20 protein-coding genes are annotated in these 22,923 nt (G+C 75.1%); 17 read left to right on the forward strand and 3 right to left on the reverse strand.

What is annotated here, in order from left to right; genetic code table 11:
* The coding region (locus tag ACLQ2W_RS28815) for a hypothetical protein (protein WP_425790376.1) at nt 1-1,945 on the reverse strand (1,945 nt) is incomplete at its 3' end.
* A 57-nt stretch (nt 1,946-2,002) separates the two neighbouring features.
* On the opposite strand from ACLQ2W_RS28815, the gene ACLQ2W_RS28820 reads away from it, so the two are divergent.
* Both ACLQ2W_RS28820 and ACLQ2W_RS28825 read left to right on the forward strand, forming a co-directional pair.
* Nucleotides 2,003-2,962 carry a Replicase polyprotein 1ab gene (locus ACLQ2W_RS28820; protein WP_425790607.1) on the forward strand — a complete coding sequence of 320 codons (960 nt, stop codon included), beginning with the start codon at nt 2,003-2,005 and terminating at the stop codon, nt 2,960-2,962.
* 35 nt (nt 2,963-2,997) lie between these two features.
* Nucleotides 2,998-4,044, forward strand: coding sequence for an HAD-IIA family hydrolase (locus ACLQ2W_RS28825; protein WP_425790609.1), 1,047 nt, complete (start codon nt 2,998-3,000; stop codon nt 4,042-4,044).
* Nucleotides 4,045-4,093: 49 nt separating this feature from the next.
* On the opposite strand, the gene ACLQ2W_RS28830 is transcribed toward ACLQ2W_RS28825, so the two are convergent.
* Nucleotides 4,094-4,429 carry an SCP2 sterol-binding domain-containing protein gene (locus ACLQ2W_RS28830; protein WP_425790378.1) on the reverse strand — a complete coding sequence of 112 codons (336 nt, stop codon included), beginning with the start codon at nt 4,427-4,429 and terminating at the stop codon, nt 4,094-4,096.
* A 112-nt stretch (nt 4,430-4,541) separates the two neighbouring features.
* Here ACLQ2W_RS28830 and ACLQ2W_RS28835 point away from each other — a divergent pair, with 112 nt between their 5' ends.
* The 13 genes from ACLQ2W_RS28835 (at nt 4,542) to ACLQ2W_RS28895 (ending at nt 20,131) form a co-directional block, all read left to right on the forward strand.
* Entirely contained in the window at nt 4,542-5,180 is a 639-nt protein-coding gene (locus ACLQ2W_RS28835) for a hypothetical protein (RefSeq protein WP_425790380.1), read from the forward strand.
* Nucleotides 5,177-5,407, forward strand: a complete 231-nt coding sequence (locus ACLQ2W_RS28840) for a hypothetical protein (protein WP_425790382.1) — start codon at nt 5,177-5,179, stop codon at nt 5,405-5,407. Before ACLQ2W_RS28835 ends, ACLQ2W_RS28840 begins: the two co-directional genes overlap by 4 nt.
* 23 nt (nt 5,408-5,430) lie before the next feature.
* Nucleotides 5,431-6,279, forward strand: a complete 849-nt coding sequence (locus tag ACLQ2W_RS28845; RefSeq protein WP_425790384.1) for a TlyA family RNA methyltransferase — start codon at nt 5,431-5,433, stop codon at nt 6,277-6,279.
* Entirely contained in the window at nt 6,276-7,160 is an 885-nt protein-coding gene (locus ACLQ2W_RS28850) for an NAD kinase (RefSeq protein WP_281939834.1), read from the forward strand. The genes ACLQ2W_RS28845 and ACLQ2W_RS28850 overlap by 4 nt, the downstream gene beginning before the upstream one ends.
* Nucleotides 7,161-7,628: 468 nt before the next feature.
* Nucleotides 7,629-9,386: a DNA repair protein RecN gene (gene recN / locus ACLQ2W_RS28855; protein WP_281939836.1), complete on the forward strand. Its 1,758-nt coding sequence runs from the start codon at nt 7,629-7,631 to the stop codon at nt 9,384-9,386.
* A 118-nt stretch (nt 9,387-9,504) separates the two neighbouring features.
* Nucleotides 9,505-10,683, forward strand: a complete 1,179-nt coding sequence (steA, locus tag ACLQ2W_RS28860; protein WP_425790387.1) for a putative cytokinetic ring protein SteA — start codon at nt 9,505-9,507, stop codon at nt 10,681-10,683.
* Between the two features lie 28 nt (nt 10,684-10,711).
* On the forward strand, nt 10,712-11,653 hold the full coding sequence (locus ACLQ2W_RS28865; protein ID WP_425790389.1) for a copper transporter: 942 nt from the start codon (nt 10,712-10,714) through the stop codon (nt 11,651-11,653).
* A gap of 61 nt (nt 11,654-11,714) precedes the next feature.
* The gene (locus tag ACLQ2W_RS28870; RefSeq protein ID WP_425790391.1) at nt 11,715-12,578 is read left to right on the forward strand and encodes a hypothetical protein; all 864 of its coding nucleotides are present in this window, start codon (nt 11,715-11,717) and stop codon (nt 12,576-12,578) included.
* 1 nt (nt 12,579) lies between these two features.
* A complete protein-coding gene (gene murJ, locus ACLQ2W_RS28875; protein ID WP_425790393.1) occupies nt 12,580-14,268 on the forward strand; it encodes a murein biosynthesis integral membrane protein MurJ in 1,689 nt (562 codons plus the stop codon).
* On the forward strand, nt 14,265-15,398 hold the full coding sequence (locus ACLQ2W_RS28880) for a glycosyltransferase family 4 protein (RefSeq protein WP_405093677.1): 1,134 nt from the start codon (nt 14,265-14,267) through the stop codon (nt 15,396-15,398). The genes murJ and ACLQ2W_RS28880 overlap by 4 nt, the downstream gene beginning before the upstream one ends.
* Complete coding sequence (locus tag ACLQ2W_RS28885; protein ID WP_425790395.1) at nt 15,398-17,629, forward strand: hypothetical protein; 2,232 nt, start codon at nt 15,398-15,400, stop codon at nt 17,627-17,629. Before ACLQ2W_RS28880 ends, ACLQ2W_RS28885 begins: the two co-directional genes overlap by 1 nt.
* A gap of 154 nt (nt 17,630-17,783) precedes the next feature.
* A complete protein-coding gene (locus ACLQ2W_RS28890) occupies nt 17,784-19,529 on the forward strand; it encodes a CTP synthase (RefSeq protein ID WP_425790397.1) in 1,746 nt (581 codons plus the stop codon).
* Nucleotides 19,526-20,131: an NUDIX domain-containing protein gene (locus ACLQ2W_RS28895; RefSeq protein WP_425790399.1), complete on the forward strand. Its 606-nt coding sequence runs from the start codon at nt 19,526-19,528 to the stop codon at nt 20,129-20,131. Before ACLQ2W_RS28890 ends, ACLQ2W_RS28895 begins: the two co-directional genes overlap by 4 nt.
* Nucleotides 20,132-20,193: 62 nt before the next feature.
* Here the strand turns inward: ACLQ2W_RS28895 and ACLQ2W_RS28900 are convergent, their stop codons facing one another.
* Nucleotides 20,194-20,565: a TM2 domain-containing protein gene (locus ACLQ2W_RS28900; protein WP_425790401.1), complete on the reverse strand. Its 372-nt coding sequence runs from the start codon at nt 20,563-20,565 to the stop codon at nt 20,194-20,196.
* A gap of 170 nt (nt 20,566-20,735) precedes the next feature.
* Between ACLQ2W_RS28900 and ald the strand changes: the two genes are divergently transcribed.
* Both ald and ACLQ2W_RS28910 read left to right on the forward strand, forming a co-directional pair.
* Nucleotides 20,736-21,851 (forward strand): alanine dehydrogenase, encoded by a 1,116-nt coding sequence (gene ald, locus ACLQ2W_RS28905; RefSeq protein ID WP_425790403.1) that lies wholly within the window; start codon nt 20,736-20,738, stop codon nt 21,849-21,851.
* Nucleotides 21,848-22,837, forward strand: coding sequence for a site-specific tyrosine recombinase XerD (locus tag ACLQ2W_RS28910; RefSeq protein ID WP_425790611.1), 990 nt, complete (start codon nt 21,848-21,850; stop codon nt 22,835-22,837). The genes ald and ACLQ2W_RS28910 overlap by 4 nt, the downstream gene beginning before the upstream one ends.
* The last annotated feature ends 86 nt before the right edge of the window (nt 22,838-22,923 follow it).

Below are 22,923 nucleotides of genomic sequence, written 5' to 3' on the forward strand. Positions count from 1 at the left end.
GCTGTGGTTCCGCCCCGGGGGGGGTGGGGGGCTTTTTGCACACCGCCTCAAAATCTCCCCGGGGGGGGCCCCCCCTTGGGGGGCGCCCCTCGACTGCGTTAGCGTTTCTGGCGGAAACGCCATCAGGAAGGATGCACCTGTGAGCTCTGGACCGCAGGGCGGGGACCGCCCCCGTCGCTACGAGGATCGCGCCGACCGTGGCGAGGGGCGCGGCGACGCCCGCCGCGATGATCGCCCCTCGTACCGGGGCGGTCGCGACGACCGCGCCGGCGGCACCCGTGGTGGTGACCGTCGTGAGGGCGGCTTCCGCCGCGATGACCGTGCCGGTGGTGCGCCGAGCGGCGACCGCCGTGAGGGCGGCTTCCGTGGCGGTGAGCGCTCCGGTGGTTTCCGGGGCGGGGACCGTGACAGTGGTTTCCGGGGCGGGGACCGTCGCGAGGGCGGGTTCCGTCGCGACGACCGTGCCGGTGGTGCGCCGAGCGGCGACCGCCGTGAGGGCGGTTTCCGTGGTGGCGAGCGCTCGGGTGGTTTCCGGGGCGGCGACCGTGACGGCGGCTTCCGTGGCGGTGAGCGCTCCGGTGGTTTCCGGGGCGGGGACCGTGACAGTGGTTTCCGGGGCGGGGACCGTCGCGAGGGCGGGTTCCGTCGCGACGACCGTGCCGGTGGTGCGCCGAGCGGCGACCGCCGTGAGGGCGGTTTCCGTGGTGGCGAGCGCTCGGGTGGTTTCCGGGGCGGCGACCGTGACGGCGGTTTCCGCGGTGGTGACCGTCGTGAGGGTGGTTTCCGCGGTGGCGACCGTGACAGTGGTTTCCGGGGTGGTGACCGTCGCGAGGGCGGCTTCCGCCGCGATGATCGTGCCGGTGGTGCGCCGAGCGGCGACCGTCGTGAGGGCGGTTTCCGTCGAGACGACCGTGCCGGTGGTGCGCCGAGCGGCGATCGTCGTGACGGCGGCTTCCGGGGTGGTGACCGTCGTGAGGGCGGTTTCCGCGGCGGTGAGCGCTCCGGTGGTTTCCGGGGCGGGGACCGTGACGGTGGCTTCCGGGGCGGGGACCGTCGCGAGGGCGGCTTCCGCCGCGACGACCGTGCCGGTGGTGCGCCGAGCGGCGACCGTCGCGAGGGTGGCTTCCGAGGCGGCGATCGTCGTGAGGGTGGCTTCCGGGGTGGTGACCGCGAGGGCGGTTTCCGCGGTGGTGACCGTCGCGAGGGTGGCTTCCGCGGTGGCGACCGTGACGGTGGTTTCCGGGGCGGCGAGCGTCGCGAGGGCGGCTTCCGCCGCGACGACCGTGCCGGCGGTACCTCCGGTGGCGACCGCCGTGAAGGTGGCTTCCGGGGTGGTGACCGCGAGGGCGGTTTCCGCGGTGGTGACCGTCGCGAGGGTGGCTTCCGCAGTGGTGACCGCGAGGGCGGCTTCCGTGGCGGGGACCGTCGTGAGGGCGGCTTCCGCCGCGACGACCGTGCCGGCGGACCCACTGGTGAGCGTCGTGAGGGCGGCTTCCGCGGTGGCGAGCGCTCGGGTGGCTTCCAGGGTGGCGAGCGCTCCGGTGGTTTCCGGGGCGGCGACCGTGACGGCGGCTCCCGGGGTGGTGACCGTCGCGAGGGTGGCTTCCGCCGCGACGACCGTGCCGGTGGTGCGCCGAGCGGTGACCGTCGTGAGGGTGGCTTCCGTCGAGACGACCGTGGGGATGACCGCCGGGAGGGCGGTTACCGCGGTGGGCGTACCGAGCGGGATGGGGAGCGCCGTGGCTACGGCGACCGGCCGGACCGGGACGACCGTCGGCCGGGCGGCTACGGCCCGCAGCGCGAGCGTCAGGACGAGCGGGGCGAGGGACGTACCGGAGAGGCGCCGGAACTGCCGGACGACGTGGTCGCGAGCGACCTCGACTCGACCGTACGGGCGGAGCTTCTCTCGCTCGCCAAGCCGGTGGCGGAGACCGTCGCCCGGCACCTGGTCGCGACCGGCCTGCTGATCGACGAGGACCCGACGCTGGCGTTGGCGCACGCGATGGCGGCCCGACGGCTGGCCTCGCGGATCGCTGCGGTGCGTGAGGCGGTCGGGCTGGCCGCGTACCACTCGGGGGAGTGGCAGACGGCCATCGCCGAGCTGCGGACCTACCACCGGATGACCGGCCTGCAGAGCCACCTCGCGGTGCTGGCCGACTGTGAGCGGGCGCTGGGCCGGCCGGAGCGGGCAATCGACCTGTTCCGCGGTGCGGATCAGGCCAAGCTCGACCAGGCCGTCGCCATCGAGCTGCTGATCGTGGCCGCCGGCGCGCGTGGCGACCTGGGCCAGAAGGACGCGGCCGTGGCGATGCTCCAGGTCCGTGAGCTGACCGCCGAGTCGGCCGAGCCGTGGGCGGCCCGGCTGCGCTACGCGTACGCGGACGCGCTGCTCGCGGTGGGTCGGCGCGAGGAGGCGCGCGAGTGGTTCTCCCGCGCCTCCGACATCGACTCCGACGGTGAGACCGACGCCGCCGAGCGGCTGCTGGAGCTCGACGGCGTGGTCATCGAGGGCGACGACGAGGACGACGAGTCGGACGACGATCCGACCGGCGCGGACTCCTCGGCCACGCACGGCGACTCCGACGACGAGGACGACCTCGACGAGGACGACGAGGACGAGGACGACCTCGACGAAGACGAAGACGAAGACGAGGACGAGGACGACGACCTTGACGAAGACGACGAGGACGACCTCGACGAGGACGAGGACGAGGACGACGACCTCGACCGAAACGGTGACGCCGGCCCGAACAGCGACCGCGCCGACACGTCCGGTGCCGGCGACGCGGCTCGGGCCGGTTACCGGGACCGCGACGCCGCCGACCTGACCGACGACGAGCTGACCGACGACGAGGCCGGTTCGCTCGCCGCCACCGGCGACGCCCCCGCCGACCAGGCGGAGAACCGGCCGACGGCCGGTGGGCACGCGCCGGGCGGGGACGAGGCGGCGGAGCGCCGGTGAGCGGGCACGCCGGGGACACCGACACCGGTTCCGGGGTGGAGCGGGCTCGTGCCGACCACGCCGGGGCGGACGGGCGGCTGGTCGACGGGTACGCCCTGGTGGTCTTCGACCTGGACGGGGTCATCTACCTGATCGACCGGCCGATCCCCGGCGCGGTCGAGGCGGTCGGCCGGCTGCGGGCCGAGGGGCGGGCGGTCGCGTACGCGACGAACAACGCCTCGCGCCGGTCCAGCGAGGTGGCCGACCTGCTCACCGGCATGGGTGTGCCGGCCGAGCCGGTGGAGGTGCTGACCTCCGCGGCCGCCACCGCCGAGCTGCTCCGGGACCGGTTGCCGGCCGGCGCGCCGGTGCTGGTGGTCGGCGCGGAGGCGCTGCGGGCGGAACTGCGTGCGGTGGGCCTGCGGCCGGTGTCGACGGTCGACGAGGAGCCGGCCGCCGTGGCCCAGGGCTACGGTCCGCAGGTCGGCTGGTCCGAGCTGGCCGAGGCGTCCCTGGCGGTGCGGGCGGGCGCGCCCTGGTACGCCACGAACACCGACCGCACACTGCCCAGCCCGCGTGGGCCGTTGCCCGGGAACGGCTCCCTGGTGGCGGTGCTGCGTACCGCGCTGGGCCGGGATCCCGACGTGGTGGTGGGAAAGCCGGAACCGGCGCTGTTCGCCACCGCCGCGCGCCGCGCCGGAACCGGGCGCACGCTCGTGGTGGGCGACCGGTTGGACACCGACATCGAGGGGGCCCGCCGGGCCGGGCTGGACAGCCTGCTGGTGCTGACCGGAGTGAGCGACGCGGCCGAGTTGCTGGCGGCGCCCGAGTCGCGCCGGCCGGCGTACGTCTCCTTCGACCTGGCGGGGCTCTTCGACGCGGCGGCCGTGGTGGCGGTGCCCGGCCGACCCGGGACCGGCGGCTGGTCGGTGACGGCGACCGACGGGGAGCTGGTTCTCGACGGCGCGGGACGGGCGTTGGACGCGCTCGCGGCGCTCTGCGCGGTGGCCTGGTCGACGGCGGCCGACCCGCGGGTGCGGGCCGCGTCCCCGGCGGCGGCGGAAGCGCTCGCCGCGTTCGGGCTCGACCGCGCCGACGGCTGAGCCGGGCGGCCGGGACCCGGCTGCGGGCGAGCGCCCGGCGACGGCGTCGTCAGAGCAGTTTGCGGAGTTTCATCAGGTCGAACGGGTTCGCCTTGACGGAGACCCGGCGGGACGCCACCGCCGACATGATGTCGAGGTTGCCGTGCACCAGGGCGATCAGGTCGTCGCCGGCGATGCTCAGCGCGATCTTGGCCTTCGGGTCGTCGCCGTCGGTCAGCCCGACCAGCCGGCCGCCTTCCAGCCGACCGTGGAACGCGGTGCCCAGGTCGGTGATCCGGCAGGCCAGGGTGCGGTCGAGATCGATCTTGCCCTGCGCCTCGGCGTGCCGGTCCAGCCGGTCGGCCAGGTCCTGCAACGCCTGCCGGCATTCGTCCACGCTGGCCACATCGTCTCCTCACCATGAGCCATGCCGTTCCCCGGCACCGTACCGCAATGGTTCGTCCCAGGTGCCCGGTAGCGTGGCACCTGCACACCTCGCCCCGTGGAAGGACTCAGGCATGCAGGACGCGTGGCGCGCCTACCTCTCGCTGGCCATGGGCCTGACGGAGGCGCCCCGGAAGAAGGCGCAGGACGCGGTGATGCGCGTCGTCGGTCAGGGCGGCGCGACGGCCGGTCAGCTCCAGTCGCTCGCCGAGGAACTGGTCGCCACCGGCCTGGCGAACCGGGAGGCGCTGACCAAACTGGTCCGCTTCGAGGTCGACCGGGCCCTGGGCGCGGTCGGGCTGGCCACCGCCGACGAGGTCGCCGAGCTGACCCGGCGCGTGCACGACCTGGAACGGCAGTTGCGCGAGGCGCGCACGCCCGTCGAGCCGACGACCACGTCCGCCCCGGCGTCGACCGCGTCGGCGTCGACCGCGCCCGAGCCGCCCGCACCGGCGTCGACCGCGTCGGCGTCGAGCGGGACCGAGCCGACCGAGGCCATGCCGAGTGCGGCCACGCCTGCCGCGGCCACGCCCGGCGGCACCACGGCGACCAAGGCGGTCGCGAAGAAGGCGGTGGCCAGGAAGGCGGTGGCGCGCAAGCCCGCGGCCACGGTGGCGCGCACACCGGCAAACGAGCCGTCGGCAAACGAGCCGTCGGCCGCGTCGGCCCGACCGGCGCGGAAAGCCACCGGTCGTCGGGCGGACGGCTCGTGAGCGCGCCGTTGCGGCCCGGTCCGCCCCCGGGTCCGCGGCCCGGTCCGCCCCCGGGGGTACGCTCCGCGCCGGTCGAGGAGGTCGGCGAGGCGCGGCACCCGGCGGTGGACGCCGCGGTGCGCGGCATGGCGAACGCGGAGGCGCTCGCCCCGGCGGACCAGATCGCCCAGTACGAGGCGGCGTACGAGACGCTGCGCGAGACCCTGGCCGGCATCGACCAGGCCTGAGCAGAGGCGGAGAACGGACACCGATGGCTCGTCGTACCCGACTGGACGCCGAACTCGTCCGCCGCGGTCTGGCCCGCTCCCGGGAGCAGGCCGCCGCGCTGGTGGAGGCCGGTCGCGTCCAGTTGCGCGGGGTGCCGGCCCGCAAGCCCGCCGCCATGGTCGACCCCGCCGATCCGCTGCTGGTCACCGGCGAGGACCCGGCCGAGGAGTACGTCTCCCGGGGCGGCCACAAGCTGGCCGGCGCGCTTGCCGCGTTCGCCCCGGGCGGGCTGGTGGTGACCGGCCGGCGCTGCCTGGACGCGGGCGCCTCCACCGGCGGCTTCACCGACGTGCTGCTACGCGCCGGCGCGGCCGAGGTGGTGGCCGTGGACGTCGGCTACGGGCAGCTCGCCTGGCCGCTGCGCACCGACGAGCGGGTCCGGGTCCTCGAGCGCACCAATGTGCGTACCCTCACGCCGGAGACGATCGGCGGTCCGGTCGACCTGACGGTGGCCGACCTGTCGTTCATCTCGCTGCGTCTGGTGCTGCCCGCGCTGGCCGGCTGCACCGGGCCCGACGGCGACCTGGCGCTGATGGTCAAGCCGCAGTTCGAGGTGGGCAAGGAACGGGTCGGCGCCGGCGGGGTGGTGCGGGACCCGGCGCTGCGCGCCGAGGCGGTGCTCGACGTGGCCGCCGCCGCCGCGCGACTCGGTCTCGGCCTGGCCGACGTGGCGGCCAGCCCGCTGCCCGGGCCGAGCGGCAACGTCGAGTTCTTCGTATGGTTGCGCCGGGACGCGCCCGCCGCCGACCCCGACCGGGTACGCGCGGTGGTGGCCGCGGGTCCGCAGGGAGCCGCCGCGACGGCGGCCACGACCGAGGAGGTGTCCGGGTGAGTCGCACCGCGCTGCTGGTGACGCACACCGGCCGTCGACGCAGCACCGAGCACGCCCGGGCGGTCGCCGCCGACCTGATCGCGAACGGGTTCGAGGTCCGGGTGGTGGCCGAGGAGGCCGACGACCTCGACCTGCCGGGCGTGGTGCCGGTGACCGGTCCGGAGGCGGCCGAGGGTGCGGAGATCGTGTTCGCGCTGGGCGGGGACGGCACGTTCCTGCGCGCCGCCGAGTTGGCCCGTCCGGCCAAGGCGCCGCTGCTCGGCATCAACCTCGGCAAGGTCGGCTTCCTGGCCGAGGCGGAGATGAACGACCTGGACGCCGCGGTGCGGGACGTGGTCGCGCGTAACTACACGGTGGACGAGCGGTTGACCCTCGACGTGACCGCCGAGTTCGACGGTGGGCCGACCATCGAGTCGTGGGCGCTCAACGAGATCAGCGTGGAGAAGGGCGAGCGGGCCCAGATGCTGGAGCTGCTCGTCGACGTCGACGGTCGGCCGCTGTCCCGGTACGGGTGCGACGGTGTGGTCTGCGCGACCCCGACCGGCTCCACCGCGTACGCGTTCTCCGGTGGCGGGCCGGTGGTCTGGCCCGAGGTGGAGGCGCTGCTGCTGGTGCCGATCAGCGCGCACGCGTTGTTCAGCCGCCCACTGGTCACGGCGCCGACCTCCACGTTCGTCATCACCGTCGATCCGTTCACCACGCTCGCGGTGCTCTGCTGCGACGGCCGGCGGGTCTACGACCTGCCACCCGGCGCCCGGGTCACGGTGCGTCGGGGCGCGTTGCCGGTGCGCATCGTGCGGTTGCGGGACCGCCCGTTCACCGATCGGCTGGTGGCCAAGTTCGACCTGCCCGTGCAGGGCTGGCGCGGCAACCGCCGCTGATCGACGGCTCAGCTTCGGTGCCCGGTACGCCGCGGCGCGTTACGGTGGGCGGGACGGGCCGCGTCGAGGTGAGTCCGGGCGCGGCGGTGAGGCCCGCCGACTCGGAGGTGGCGTGGCCCGACGGTCGCGGGTTCGGCCAGGGGGTGGTCGGAGCCGCGACGGTCGGGGTGCCGGAGCGCCGTGGCCGGCCGCGGCGGGCGGACCGGCACGTCCGGCCCGGTCGGGTGTCGACCCCGGTCGGGCCGACAGGTCGTTGAGCCGCCGCCGGAGGAAGCGGCGGCGCACGAGCTGGCCGACGCCCGGCGCCCCGACTCCACACCCACCCCCCATTGCCGAACGCGCTGTTTCCCGGAGAGAGTGGCTATCCGGCGCCGGATAGCCACTCTTTCCGGGAAAGCGCAAAGCGACCGTCGCCGGTCACCGTGCCGGCTGGTCAACTGTCACCCGGCGGGGCTACTGTCGGGTGCTGTGCTGGAAGAGCTGCGCATCACCGGACTGGGCGTCATCGAGGACACCACGCTGCCGCTGGCCGGGGGGATGAACGTCATCACCGGCGAGACCGGCGCCGGCAAGACCATGGTGGTGACCGGCCTCGGCCTGCTCTTCGGCGGCCGGGCCGACGCGGGTCGGGTGCGGGCCCAGCCGGGCCGCGCGGTGGTGGAGGGGCGGCTGCGGCTGCGGGGCCGGGTGGCCGAGGCGGTGCACGCCCGGATCATCGACGCCGGCGGCGAGCCCGACGAGGACGGCTCACTGCTGCTCAGCCGCACCGTCACGATCGAGGGGCGCTCACGGGCCCACCTGGGCGGGCGCAGCATGCCGGTGGCGACGCTCGGCGAGGTCGGCGAGCAGGCGCTGGCGGTGCACGGCCAGTCCGACCAGTTGCGCCTGCTGCGTCCGGCCGAGCAGCGGGCCGCGCTCGACCGCTTCGCCGGCGCCGAGCACGAGAAGCTGCTGGACGCGCTGCGCGAGACGTACGCGCGGTGGCGGGCGGTGGTCGACGACCTGGCCGACCGGCGGCGCAACGCCCGGGAGCGCAACCAGGAGGCCGACCTGCTCCGGCTCGGCCTCGACGAGATCACCCGGGTCGATCCGCAGCCGGGGGAGGACGACGAGCTGAAGGCGGAGGCGCAGCGGCTGGAGCACGCCGAGGGGCTGCGCACCGCGGCGCAGGTGGCACAGCAGTGCGTGGCCGGCGGTGTGGAGGCGACCGACGACACGCCCGACGTGGCCGTGCTGCTCGGCACCGCCCGTCGCACGCTGGAGGCGCAGGCCGGCACCGACCCGGCGCTCGGCGAGCTGGCGGCCCGGCTGGAGGAGGTCGCCACGCTGGTCACCGACGTGGCCGCCGAGCTGTCCACCTACCTGACCGCGCTGGACGCCGATCCGGCCCGGCTGGAGACGATCTACGAGCGACGGGCCGCGCTGCGCGGGCTCACCCGCAAGTACGCCGACGACGTGGACGGCGTGGTGGCCTGGGCCGAGCGGGCCCGCGTCCGGCTGTCCGAACTGGACACCTCCGACGAGTTGCTGGACGAGCTGGACCGGGAGGCGGCCCGCCTCGCCGGTGAGGTGGCCGACCTCGCCGGTCGGGTCTCCGCCTCCCGGCAGGAGGCCGCCGGTCGCTTCGCCGAGCAGGTCACCGTCGAGTTGGCCGGGCTGGCCATGCCGCACGCCCGGATCGAGGTGGCGGTGCTGCCGCGGGCGGCCGGGCGGTCCGAGCCGAGCCTGCCGGTCAACGGCGTCGAGGCGGGCGTCGGCGCGGACGGCGCCGACGAGGTCGAGCTGCGGCTGCTGGCGCATCCCGGCGCGCCGTCGTTGCCGTTGCAGCGGGGCGCCTCCGGCGGTGAGCTGTCCCGGGTGATGCTCGCCATCGAGGTGGTCTTCGCCGGTTCCGGCGGTCCGCCCACGCTGGTCTTCGACGAGGTCGACGCCGGTGTCGGCGGGCAGGCGGCGGTGGAGATCGGCCGGCGGCTGGCCCGGTTGGCGCGCAGCCACCAGGTGCTCGTGGTGACCCACCTGCCCCAGGTGGCCGCGTTCGCGGACCGGCACCTGGTGGTGGCGAAGGACACCGGGGGCGCGGTGACCACCAGCGGCGTCCGCGTGGTGGAGGACACCGAGCGGGCCCGGGAGTTGGCCCGGATGCTCGCCGGTTTGCCGGACTCCGATCTGGGTATCGCCCACGCCGAGGAACTCCTGGCCGTGGCGGCCAAGGAACGGCGTCCGTGATACCCCGATTGTGAGCGCAAGCACACCGGGGCGCGTCCCGGTGTGCTTCCCTGGGTAGGCGGCCCTGCTCAGGCATGTCGCGACAGCAGAACCTGCCCCACATGCCAGGATGGTCACGATGCGTCTACCCACATTGCGCCGGACCCGGAACGCGGAACCGGGCTCGATCCTCGGCACCGCGCGCCTCGACCGCCGGACGAAACGGCTGGTCGGCCGCCTGCGTCCAGGTGACATCGCGGTCATCGACCACGTCGACCTGGACCGGGTGGCGGCCGACTCGCTCGTCGCGGTCGGCGTGGCCGCGGTGCTGAACGCCAAGCCGTCGGTGTCCGGGCGCTATCCCAACCTCGGCCCCGAGGTGCTGGTCTCGGCCGGCATCCCGCTCCTGGACGACCTCGGCGAGGGCGTCTTCGAGCAGGTCCGCGAGGGCGATCTGGTGCGCATCGAGGGCAACACCGTCTTCGTGGGCACGGATCCGGTCGCGCACGGCGCGCTCCAGGACGCGGAGACGGTCGGCAAGTCGATGGCCGACGCCCGGGAGGGCCTGTCGGTGCAGTTGGAGGCGTTCGCCGCCAACACGATGGACTACCTCCGGCAGGAACGCGACCTGCTGCTCGACGGCGTCGGCGTGCCGGAGATCCAGACCCAGATGCAGGGCCGGCACTGCCTGATCGTGGTCCGGGGCTACGACTACAAGGCCGACCTGGACGTGCTGCGGCCCTACATCCGCGAGTTCAAGCCGGTGCTGATCGGCGTGGACGGCGGGGCCGACGCGCTGGTCGAGGCCGGCTACACCCCCGACATGATCATCGGCGACATGGACTCGGTCACCGACGACGTGCTGCGCTGCGGCGCCGAGGTGATCGTGCACGCCTACCCGGACGGGCGGGCCCCCGGTCTGGCCCGGGTCAACGGCCTGGGCGTGCCCGCGATCACGTTCCCGGCGGCGGCCACCAGCGAGGACCTGGCCATGCTGCTGGCCGACGAGAAGGGCGCCTCGCTGCTGGTGGCCGTCGGCACCCACGCCACCCTGGTGGAGTTCCTCGACAAGGGCCGCGGCGGCATGGCGTCGACATTCCTCACCCGGCTGAAGGTGGGCGGCAAGCTGGTCGACGCCAAGGGCGTCAGCCGGCTCTACCGGCAGAGCATCTCCGGGTCCTCGCTGCTGCTGCTGGTCCTTTCCGCGGTCGCCGCGATGGCCTCCGCGGTGGCCGTCTCCACCGTCGGGAAGGCGTATTTGGGCGTGGTCTCCGAATGGTGGGACAATTTCGTGTTCCAGCTCGGCCAGCTCTTCTAGCTTCCCCGACGATCAAGAGGCTGCAAGCGTGATCAACTTCCGCTACCACGTGGTGTCCCTGACCGCGGTCTTCCTCGCGCTGGCGATCGGCCTGGTGGTCGGCACAGCCGCCCTCAACGGCCCGGTCGCCGACTCGCTCCGGGAGAACGTCAACGGCCTGCGCAAGGACAACTCGCTGATGCGCCAGTCGGTCAACGACATGCAGAAGCAGTTGGAGACCGAGGAGGACTTCGTCGGCGAGATGGCGCCGCTGGTCCTGACCGGCAAGCTGACCGGCCGGCGGGTGGTGGTGCTCACGCTGCCCAGCGGCCGGGACCAGACCGAGGGCGTGGTGAAGATGCTCCGCACCGCCGGCGCGGACGTCACCGGCCGGGTCACCGTGCAGGACAAGTTCGTCAACCCGGACAGCAACAACAACCTGCTGGAGTTGGCCGTCACCGCCGCCCGTCCGAACAGCGCCCCCACCGCCAACCTGCCCGGCAACGGGCACGGCGTGGAGACCTCCAGCGCGTTGCTGGCCAACGTCCTGCTGGAGCGCCCGGCGGGCAGCCCGACGGTCAGCGAGGCCGACCGGCGCAGCGTGCTCCAGAAGTACGCGGAGGCCGGCTACCTCACCCCGGAGGACCGGATCACCGGCCCCGCCGAGGCGGTGGTGCTGGTCACCGGCCAGCCGTACGTGGACAAGGACTCGGCCAAGAAGGACGAGTCGGTGGTGAAGGTCGCCGAGCAGTTCGACCGCGCCGGCGCGGTCGTGGTCGCCGGCATGGGCTCGACCGGCGGCAACCTGGTGGCCGTGGTCCGTGGCGACCCGGTGCTGTCGCAGACCATCTCCACCGTCGACAACGCCAACACCGTGCAGGGACAGCTGGTCACCAGCCTCGCCCTGGCCGAGCAGCTCACCGGGAAGAAGGCCGGCCAGTACGGCGTGGGCGACAACGCCGCCTCCCGGCTGCCTAAACTGCCCGAGTGATCGCGCCCGGACCGTCCGGTCCGTGCCGCGCCGCGTGGGAGATCCGGATCGGAGGGGTCGCGTGAGACTGGGTCGGCTGCTGACCGTGGGCGCGGGGGTGCTGGCCGCCCGCTACGCGCTTCGGGAGGTGCGCACGTCACCGAGCGCGCCGGCGCTGGAGCGCACCAACTTCCGGGGCCGCACGGTGACCCTGGCCGCCGGCCCGGCCCTGGCCGTGGGCGCCGCCACCGCGGGCGCGCTCGGCGCCGGCAGCGCCCCGGCCGGTGCCGCCGCGCTGCTGGCCGGCGTCGGCGCGGGCGCGGTCGGCCTCTACGACGACGTGGTCGGCGCGCGCCCCGAGCAGAAGGCCGCCAAGGGCTTCGCCGGTCACCTCGCCGCGCTGCGCGAGGGCCGGGTCACCGCCGGGCTGGTCAAGGTCGCCGGGGTGGGCGCCGCCGGGCTCGGCGCCGCGGCGCTGCTCGCCGCCGACCGGCGGGTCGCCGCCCATCCGCGCCGCCAGCGGGCCGGCGCGTTCGGCCGCGGGGTCGACGTGCTGCTCGGCGCCGGCGTGGTGGCCGGCACCGCCAACCTGGTCAACCTGCTCGACCTGCGCCCCGGCCGGGCGCTGAAGTCCGGCCTGCTGCTCGGCGCGCCGCTGTCCACCGGCCCGCACGGCGGCATCGCGGCCGGCGCGCTCGGCGCCGCGGCCGGCCTGCTGCGCGACGACCTGGGCGAGCGGGTGATGGTCGGCGACAGCGGCGCCAACGCGCTCGGCGCGCTGCTCGGCGTGAGCCTCGCCGCGCGTACCGGGCCGCTCGGGCGGGCCGGGGTGCTGGCCGTGCTCGCCGCGCTCACCGCGGCCAGCGAGAAGGTCAGCTTCACCCAGGTCATCCACCGGACACCGGGGTTGCGGCACCTCGACGAGCTGGGCCGGCTCGCCGACTGACGTGACGAAACCGGCACCCCTCGCCGCCGTCGGCCGTGTCGCCGGGGCGGCAGCCCTCATCGCCGTGCTCACCGTGGTCAGCCGGCTCGTCGGCTTCGGTCGCACCGCGGTGTTCACCTGGACGCTCGCCCCCACCGACCTCGGTGGCGCCTACCTGGTGGCGAACTACGTCCCGAACGTCATCTTCGAGATCGTCGCCGGTGGGGCGCTGGCCAGTCTGGTCGTACCGCTGCTGGCCGGCGCCGTCGCCGCGGGTGACCGGCGGGCGGTGGCCGCCACCACCGGGGCGCTGCTGACCTGGACGCTGAGCCTGCTGGTCCCGCTGGCGGTGCTGGTGGCGCTGCTCGCCGAGCCGCTGACCGGCCTGCTCGGGCACGGCCTGGACCCGGTCCAGCAGGCCGCCGGGGCACGGATGCTGCGGGTCTTCGCGCCCCAGTTGCCGCTCTACGGCGTCGGCATCGTGCTCACCGGGGTGCTCCAGGCGCACCGCCGGTTCGCCTGGCCGGTGCTCGCGCCGCTGCTGTCCAGCGTCACCGTCATCGCGGTCTACCTCGCCTTCACCGCCGCCGAGGGGCGGCGGGCCGGCATCGGCGAGGTGGGCCGCGGCGGGGAACTGCTGCTCTCCGGCGGCACCACGCTCGGCGTGGTGGTGCTCTCGCTGTCCCTGCTGATCCCGCTGCGCCGCCTGCGGCTGCGACCCCGCTGGGGCTACCGCTTCCCGGTCGACGCCCGGGCCCGGGTCGGCGGCCTGGTGGCCGCCGGGGTGGTCACCGTGACGGCCCAGCAGATCGCCCTGGTCGTCACGCTCAACCAGGTCACCTACGGCCGGGTCGCCGACGTCGGGGTCTACAACCTGGCCCAGACCGTCTACTTCCTGCCCTGGTCGGTGCTGGCGGTGCCACTCGCGGTGGCCGCGTACCCGACGTTGGTGGCGGCCCGGGCCGGCGGCGACGAACGCGCCTACCGGGACACCCTCGCCCCGGCCGCACGCGGGGTGGTGCTGTTCAGCCTGCTCGGCGCCGCCGCGCTCGCCGGCACCGCGATCCCGGTCGGGCACTTCTTCTTCCCCGACCCGGTGGACGCGCGGACCGCCGCGGCCGGCATCGCCGGCTTCGCCCCCGGCCTGCTCGGCTACGGCCTGTTCGCGGTCCTCACCCGGGCGCTCTACGCGCGCGGCGAGACCCGCGCGGCCACGGTCGCCACCGCGCTCGGCTGGCTGAGCGTGCCCGCCCTGGCGGTCCTGGCCGGCCAGGCGTTGCCGCTGGCCGACCGGGTGCCGGCGGTGACGCTTGCCACGTCCGCCGGCATGCTGCTGCTCGGCGCGCTGCTGGTCGCCGCCGTGCGGCGCGCCGCCGGCCCGGAGGCGCTGGCCGGCATCGGCCGGGCCGGCGCCGCCGGGCTGCTGGCCGCCGCGGTCGCCGCCGCGGGCGGGGTGGCCACCGCCCGCTGGCTGGAGCGGCTGGGGGACGGGACCCCGACGACGCTCGCGGCCCTCGCGCAGGGCATGCTGTCCGGGGTCGTGGTGGGCGTCCTGTTCCTCGCCGTCGCCTGGCTGACCGACGCCCGCGACCTGCGGCCGCTGCTCGCGGCCGTGACCCGCCGGCTGCGTCGTCGGCGACCGGCCGACGACCCGCCGGCGGACCAGCACCCCGGCGAGCGGGGCGACGGAAAGGAGATCGTTTCCTCATGACGGACGCCTCGCCGGCATCGCGCTGGCCCGGGTCGGTCGCGCTGGTGCTCGCCTCCAGCACCGGCGGGGTGGGGCAGCACGTCCGCTCGGTCGCCCGCGGGCTGACCGGGGCCGGCGCGTCGGTGCTGGTCTGCGGACCGGCCGCCACCCAGGAGCAGTTCGACTTCACTCAGACGGGCGCCCGGTTCACGCCGGTGGAGATCCCGGCCAGCCCCACCCCCGGGGACGCGCGCGCGGTCGGCGCGCTGCGCCGGGCGCTGGCGGAGACGCCTGTCGACGTGGTGCACGCGCACGGCCTGCGCGCCGGCCTGGTGGCCGCGCTCGCCCGGCCCACCGTCCCGCTGGTGGTCACCTGGCACAACGCGGTGCTCGCCGGCGGGTTGCGCGGCGCCGCGTCCCGACTGGTGGAGCGCGTCGTCGCCCGTTCCGTACGGGTCGCGCTGGGCGCCTCCGCCGACCTGGTCGAGCGGGCCGCCGCGCTGGGCGCCGCCGACGCCCGGCTGGCGCCGGTCGCCGCGCCGACGCTGCCCCCGCCGGGCCGCCGTCGCGCCGCGGTGCGGGCCGAGTTCGGCGTCACCGCCGACCGCCCGCTGATCCTGTCGGTGGGCCGGCTGCACCCGCAGAAGCGGTACGACGTGCTGATCGACGCCGCCGCCCGCTGGCGGACCCGGGTCCCCGCCCCGGTGGTGGTGATCGCCGGCAGTGGGCCCGCCTACCTGCCGCTGGCGGCGCGGATCTCGGCCGCCCGCGCGCCGGTGACGCTGCTCGGGCACCGCACCGACGTGGCGGACCTGCTGGCCGGCGCCGACCTGGCGGTGGTCACCAGCGACTGGGAGGCCCGCCAACTGTTCGCGCAGGAGGCGCTGCGTGCCGGTGTGCCGCTGGTGGCGACCGCGGTCGGTGGCCTGCCGGAGCTGGTCGGCGACGCCGCGGTGCTGGTCCCGGCCGGCGACGTGGACGCGGTCGACGCGGCGGTGCGGGAGTTGCTCGACGACGCGGCCCGCCGGGCCGACCTGGGCCGCCGGGGCGCGGCCCGCGCCGCGACCTGGCCCACCGAGGCGGATACCGTGGCCACGCTCGCCGACCTGTACGCCGAGCTGACGCCGCAGCATTCTCCGGGGAACCGCTGATGCTGCGCAGACTGACCCCGGTGCTGCTGACCCTGGTGGTGGTGGCCCTGGGCATCACCGCGTTGGCCGCCCGCCCGGACGACGGCGGGCCCCGGCGCAGCGCCGACTTCGTGGTGCTGGTCGGCGCGGCGGGCCTGCGCTGGGACGACGTGGATCCGCAGAACACGCCGACGCTGTGGCGGATGGCCGAGCAGGGCGCGATCGGTTCCCTCTCGGTGCGTTCCGCGCACCGCCCCACCTGCCCGGTGGACGGCTGGTTGACGCTCGGCGCGGGCAACTTCGCGGCCTGGAACGGCAGTCGTCCCGGCGGCTGCCCGGCCACCGGGGTGACCGTCGAGCAGCCCGACGGGATCGGCGCGAACCTGCCCGACCAGCCGGGCGTCGTCGCCCACAACCAGGAGAAGCTGGCCTGGGGCGCGGTGCCGGGCGCGCTGGCCGAGTCGGTGCGCTGTTCGGTGGCGGTCGGGCCGGGCGCGGCGGTGGCCGCCGCCCGCCCGTTCGGCCGCGTCGACAGGTACGAGCCGGCGCTGCCCGACGACCCGGCGGAGCTGCTCGGCTCCTGTGTGCTGAGCATCGTCGACGTGGGCACGGTCGACGACGACGACCCGGCCGTCCGCGCCGCCCAGGCGCGCCAGGCCGACGCCCGGCTCGCCCGGGTGCTCGCCGCCCGGCCGCCGCGCTCGCTGGTGCTGGTGGCCGGCGTCTCCGACACCGACACGCCGGCGCGGCTGCACGTCGCCGTCGCGGACGGTCCCGGCTGGGACGGCGGCTGGCTGACGTCGCCGAGCACCGCCCGGGCCGGCTACCTGCAACTGGTCGACCTGGCCCCGACCGCGCTCGCCGCGCTCGGCCGGCCGATGCCGGAGCGGTTGTTCCTCGGCCGGCCCGCGGTGACCGTCGACGACCGGCCGGACGACCTGCCGGACGCGATCACGGCGCCGGCCGACGCGGACCGGGAGGCGGCCGCCCAACGCCGGGTCGCCGGCTGGTTCTTCACGCTGCTCGCCGCCGCCCAGATGGCGCTCGCGGTGGCGGTGCTGCCGCTGCTGCGGCGGGCCCGCCGGCTCGCCGGGCCGCACGGGCCGGAGCCGGTGTCCCGGCGGGTGGTCGCGGTGGTGGAGCTGCTGCTGGTCGCCGCCGCGTTGGCGGTGCCGGCGGCGTTGCTGGCCGACGCGGTGCCCTGGTGGCGCGGGACCCACGCGGGCTGGTGGTTCGCCTCGGTGACCGCCCTGCTCATCGTCGGCGGCACGGCGCTGGTCCGGTTCGCTCCCGGGCACGACCGCACGCTCGGGCCGCTCGGCGCGGTCGCCGGGCTGGCCACGCTGGTGGTCGGCGTGGACGTGCTGACCGGTTCCCGGCTGCAACTCAACGGCGTGGTGGGCTACTCCGCGCTGGAGGGCGGCCGGTACGCCGGCCTGGGCACGGTCGGTCTGGGCGTGTTCATCGCCGGGTCGCTGCTCTGCGGGGGCTGGCTGGCCCAGCGGGTCCGCCGTACCTGGCGGCCGACCGTGATGGTGGCCGTGGCCGGCACCGCGGTGGTGATCGTGGGCAGCCCGTACCTGGGCGCGGATTCGATCGGCGCGATCGCGCTCACCGCCGGGGTGAGCGTGGCCGCGGCGATCTGCGGCGGTGGCTGGCTGACCGTCAGCCGCCTCGCCTGGGCCACCATGGCCGGGCTGGCCGTCACCATCGGCTTCGCGCTCGTCGACCTGGGCCGGCCGGCGGCCGAGCGGGGCAGCCTGGGTCGTTTCCTGGCGGCGCTCGGGGACGGCACCGGCGGCCTGACCGTGCACCGGTCCAGCACCTCGAACTTCCAGACGCTGGTGAACAGCCCGCTGACCGTGCTGGCCCTGGCCGGGGCCGCGCTGGTCTGGCTGGCGCTGCTCCAGCCGTGGGGCGGGCTGATGCGGCTGTTCGGCATCTATCCGGCGATCCGGGCGGCGATGGCCGGCACCGGGGTGGCCGCCGGGCTGGGCGGCGTGCTGGGCGGCTCCGCGCTGGACGTGGCCGGCGCGGCCGGCGCGCTGGTGGTGCCGATGGCGGCGTTGGCCGCGCTGCGGGTGCTCGACCACTCCACCGACCGCACGCTGCCGGACAGCGGCCGGCCCGGGGGAGAGGGCGGCGCGGCGTCGTCGGACGGGTCCGGTCCCGGTGGCGCGGGCCCGGCGGGTCCGGGGGCGACCGCGGTGGCCACGGCGCCGGGGGCAGCCACCCCCACGCACCGGAGTTGATCACGGGCGACGGGGCCCGACGTGCGCCGACAGCGGGTGCGACGCCGGCTCACGGTTCGGATGGTGTTACCGTGGAATCCCGTGGATCGCGTGATCACTTGTCTGATCGGCACGGCGGTTCGCACGACCGCTACGGACGACACGGGAGCAGGCCTTGGCCCCTTCAGCACGGACGACCAGGCACATTTTCGTCACCGGGGGAGTCGCCTCCTCGCTGGGCAAGGGCCTCACCGCCTCCAGCCTCGGCAACCTGCTGACCGCGCGCGGACTGCGCGTGGTGATGCAGAAGCTCGACCCGTACCTGAACGTCGATCCCGGCACGATGAACCCGTTCCAGCACGGCGAGGTGTTCATCACCGAGGACGGGGCGGAGACCGACCTCGACGTCGGCCACTACGAGCGGTTCCTCGACCGTGACCTCTCCGGCAAGGCGAACGTCACCACCGGGCAGATCTACTCGGCGGTGATCGCCAAGGAACGGCGCGGCGAATACCTGGGCGACACGGTCCAGGTCATCCCGCACATCACCAACGAGATCAAGGCCCGGATCCTCGGCATGGCCGACCCGGACGCCGACGGGCAGGTCCCCGACGTGGTGATCACCGAGGTCGGCGGCACGGTCGGCGACATCGAGTCGCTGCCGTTCCTGGAGTCGATCCGCCAGATCCGGCACGACCTGGGCCGGGACAACTGCTTCTACCTGCACGTGTCGCTGGTGCCCTACCTGGCGCCGTCGGGCGAGCTGAAGACCAAGCCGACCCAGCACTCGGTGGCGCAACTGCGCAGCATCGGCATCCAGCCCGACGCGCTGGTGCTGCGCTGCGACCGGGAGATCCCGGAGAAGGTCAAGGAGAAGCTCTCGCTCTACTGCGACGTGGACCGGGAGGCGGTCACCGCCGCCCCGGACGCGCCGAGCATCTACGACATCCCGAAGGTGCTGCACCGCGAGGGCCTGGACGCGTACGTGGTGCGCCGGCTCGGCCTGTCGTTCCGCGACGTCGACTGGACCCGCTGGGACGACCTGCTGGAGCGGGTGCACCAGCCGCGCCACACCATCACCGTCGCGCTTGTCGGCAAGTACGTCGACCTGCCCGACGCGTACCTGTCGGTGAGCGAGGCGATCCGGGCCGCCGGGTTCGGTCACCGCGCCCGGGTGCAGCTCAAGTGGGTGCCGAGCGACGAGTGCGTCACCCCGGCCGGCGCCGCCGCCGCGCTGGCCGGCGTGGACGGCATCGTGATCCCCGGCGGGTTCGGGGTGCGCGGCATCGAGGGCAAGGTGGGCACCGCCCGGTACGCCCGGGAGAACGGCGTCCCGCTGCTCGGCCTCTGCCTCGGCCTCCAGTGCATGACCATCGAGGTGGCCCGCCACCTGGCCGGTCTGGACGGGGCGAACTCGCTGGAGTTCGACGAGGAGGCCGTGCACCCGGTCATCGCCACCATGGCCGACCAGGAGGACATCGTGGCCGGCCGCGGCGACCTGGGCGGCACCATGCGGCTCGGGGCGTACCCGGCGACGCTGGCCGAGGGGTCGATCGTCGCCGAGGCGTACGGCAGCACCGAGGTCAGCGAGCGGCACCGGCACCGGTACGAGGTGAACAACGCCTACCGCGACCAGCTCACCAAGGCCGGCCTGACCATCTCCGGCACCTCCCCGGACGGCCGGCTGGTCGAGTTCGTCGAGCTGGACCGGGACCTGCACCCGTTCTTCGTGGCCACCCAGGCGCACCCGGAGCTGAAGAGCCGCCCGACCCGTCCGCACCCGCTGTTCGCGGCGTTCGTGGGCGCCGCGGTCGCGTACTCCGAGTCCGACCAGCTCCCGGTCGACCTGGACGGCCCGGCGGACGCCGCCGCGGCGAAGAAGGCCGGCCGCAACGGCGGCACGAAGGCGGCGGCGAAGTGAGCGGCGTCGAGCACCGGTACGAGGTGATCGCGCGCCGGGACGTCTGGTCCGGCCGGATCTTCTCGGTGGTCAGCGACGACGTGACCATGCCCGGCGGCGGCACCGCGGCCCGCGACTACGTCCGGCACGTCGGCGCGGTGGCGGTGGTGGCGCTCGACGACGCCGGTCAGGTGGTGCTGATCCGCCAGTACCGGCACCCGGTCGGTCGGCACCTGTGGGAGTTGCCCGCCGGGCTGATGGACGTCAGCGGGGAGGATCTGGCCGCCGCGGCGGCGCGGGAGCTGGCCGAGGAGGCCGACCTGACCGCGGGGCGCGTCGACGTGCTCGTCGACCTGCACAGCTCGCCCGGTTTCTCGGACGAGGTGGTGCGCGTCTTCCTGGCCCGCGACCTCGCCGACGTGCCGGCGGCACAGCGGCACGACCGCCGCGAGGAGGAGGCCGACCTCCAGGTGGTCCGGGTCGACCTCGACGAGGCGGTCCGGATGGTCCTGGCCGGGGAGATCACCAACGCGGCCTGCGTGGCCGGGCTGCTCGCCACCGCCCGGGCCCGGGAGACCGGCTTCACCGAGCTGCGTCGCCCGGAGGTGCCGCTGCCGCGCTGATCGGAACCGACGACGAAGGGGCCGCGCGGCAGACGCCGCACGGCCCCTTTCCGGTTCGCCGTTCAGTCGCGCAGCGGGCGGCCCTGGCCGTCGACGCCGCCGTTGACCAGGATCAGGATGCCGTCGACGAGGCCCCAGATCGCGCCGAAGCCACAGGTCACGAGTGTGACCACGAGCTGGATGACGCCGGTCTTGGTGTCGCCCATGTAGAACCGGCCGATGCCGAAGCCGCCGAGGAGGATCTGGAGGATGCCCGCGACGACCTTGCTCTTGTCCGAGACGCCGTACGGGTGCTGCTGGTAAGGAGTGGTCATGAGCGGACACCATAGTGATCCACTCGCGTTCCGCGCGCGCCGGCACCCCACCGGTGGGAAGATATTTACCGAAGTCTGTCCTGTCGGCTGATGGCGTCTCCACCGGGCAGCCCGGTCCATGCCTGACACTCCGTCAGCACCACCGGGCACCGGATGTCACAGTGTCGGCGTCCCCGCGCCGTCCGCGCGCCTAGACTGCCGCCGGCGGGACCTGACCGCGTCGGCAACGGAGCCGTCGCGGCGCCGCGCTGTCGGGGGTGAGCCGTGCCCCGGAGGAAGGTGTCTGCATCGTGAAGGTCGGAATCCCCCGCGAGGTCAAGAACCACGAGTACCGGGTGGCGATCACGCCGGCGGGCGTCAACGAGTTCACCCGGCACGGTCACGAGGTCTTCGTCGAGGCGGGCGCCGGGGTCGGCTCCAGCATCACCGACGAGGAGTTCGCCGCCGCCGGCGCGAAGATCCTGGCCACCGCCGACGAGGTCTGGGACACCGCCGAGCTGGTGCTCAAGGTCAAGGAGCCGATCGCCGAGGAGTACCCCCGCATGCGCGAGGGGCAGGTGCTCTTCACCTACCTGCACCTGGCCGCCTCCCGGGAGTGCACCGACGCGCTCGTGGACCGCAAGGTCACCGGCATCGCGTACGAGACGGTCGAGCTGCCGGACCGGTCGCTGCCGCTGCTCGCCCCGATGTCCGAGGTGGCCGGCCGGCTCGCCCCGCAGGTCGGCGCGTTCTACATGATGCGCACCGGCGGCGGCCGGGGCGTGCTGCCCGGCGGCGTCTCCGGCGTGTACGCGGCCAAGACCGTGGTCATCGGCGCCGGCGTGTCCGGCCTGAACGCCGCCGCCATCGCGCTGGGCCTGCAGTCCGAGGTGCTGCTGCTGGACAAGAACGTGGCCCGGCTGCGTTCCGCCGACGCCATCTACCGGGGCCACCTGCAGACCGTGGCCTCCAACGCGTACGAGATCGAGCGGGCCGTGCTCGACGCGGACCTGGTCATCGGCGCGGTGCTGGTGCCCGGCGCGAAGGCCCCGAAGCTGATCTCCAACGAGCTGGTCTCCCGGATGAAGCCGGGCAGCGTGCTCGTCGACATCGCCATCGACCAGGGTGGCTGCTTCGAGGACTCGCGCCCCACCACGCACGCCGACCCGGTCTACAAGGTGCACGACTCGATCTTCTACTGCGTGGCGAACATGCCCGGCGCGGTGCCGAACACCAGCACCTACGCGCTGACCAACGTCACCCTGCCGTACGCGCTCGAACTGGCCAACCAGGGCTGGCGCACGGCGCTGCGCGGCGACCCGGCGCTGGCGCTGGGCCTGAACACCCACGACGGGCGGGTCGTCTACGGCCCGGTCGCCGAGGCGCACGGCATGGACGTGCTGCCGCTGGCCGAGGTGCTGAGCTGACCGACCCCGAGGCGCACCGGGCCGGCGCGACACCCGCGCCGGCCCTGCGCCGCGCGGTCCGGAGCTACCTGGACCACCTCACCGTCGAGCGTGGCCTGTCCGGGAACACGCTCGCCTCGTACCGCCGGGACCTGGACCGCTACCTCGACACGCTTGCCGCCGCCGGGGTGAGAGACCTGGCCGCCGCCGGCCCGGCCGAGGTCGAGTCCCACCTGGCCCGGCTGCGGGCCGGCGACGACGACCACCCGCCGCTCGCCGTCTCGTCCACCGCCCGTGCCGCCAGCGCGGTACGCGGCCTGCACCGCTTCGCGCTGCGCGAGGGCCTGGCCGGCGGCGACCCCGGCCGCGACGTCCGCCCGCCGACCCCGCCCCGCCGGCTGCCCCGGGCGCTGCCTGTCGACGCCGTGCTCCGGCTGATCGACGCCACCGGCCCGGCGACCGCCACCGGCGACGACGCGCCCCGCGCGCTGCGCGACCGGGCGCTGCTGGAATTCCTGTACGGCACCGGCGCGCGCGTCTCCGAGGCGGTCGGCGCGGTCGTCGACGACCTCGACCTGGACGCCGGCGCCGTGCTGCTGCGTGGCAAGGGCGGCAAGGCCCGCCTCGTGCCGGTCGGCGGGTACGCCGCCGACGCGGTGCGCGCCTGGCTGACCCGGGGCCGACCGACGCTGCTCGCCGCCGGGCGGGGCACCCCGGCGCTGTTCGTCAACGCCCGGGGCGGGCCGCTCACCCGGCAGGGCGCCTGGGGTGTGCTGCGCGCCGCCGCCGACCGGGCCGGCCTGCCGGTCGACGGGCCGGACGCGGTCTCCCCGCACACGCTGCGCCACTCGTACGCCACCCACCTGCTCGACGGCGGCGCGGACGTGCGCGTGGTGCAGGAACTGCTCGGCCACGCGTCGGTGACCACCACCCAGGTGTACACGTTGGTCACCGTGGACCGACTGCGCGAGGTGTACGCCACCGCGCATCCGCGCGCCATCGGGTGAGCGCGAGGAGTGAGCCGGGGTTGCGAGCCCCGCAGTCGCGAACGGAAGGTGGCTCGGGTGAGCGCGAGGAGTGAGCCGGGGTTGCG

It is taken from the genome of Micromonospora sp. DT227, assembly GCF_049841835.1.
Lineage (GTDB): Bacteria > Actinomycetota > Actinomycetes > Mycobacteriales > Micromonosporaceae > Micromonospora.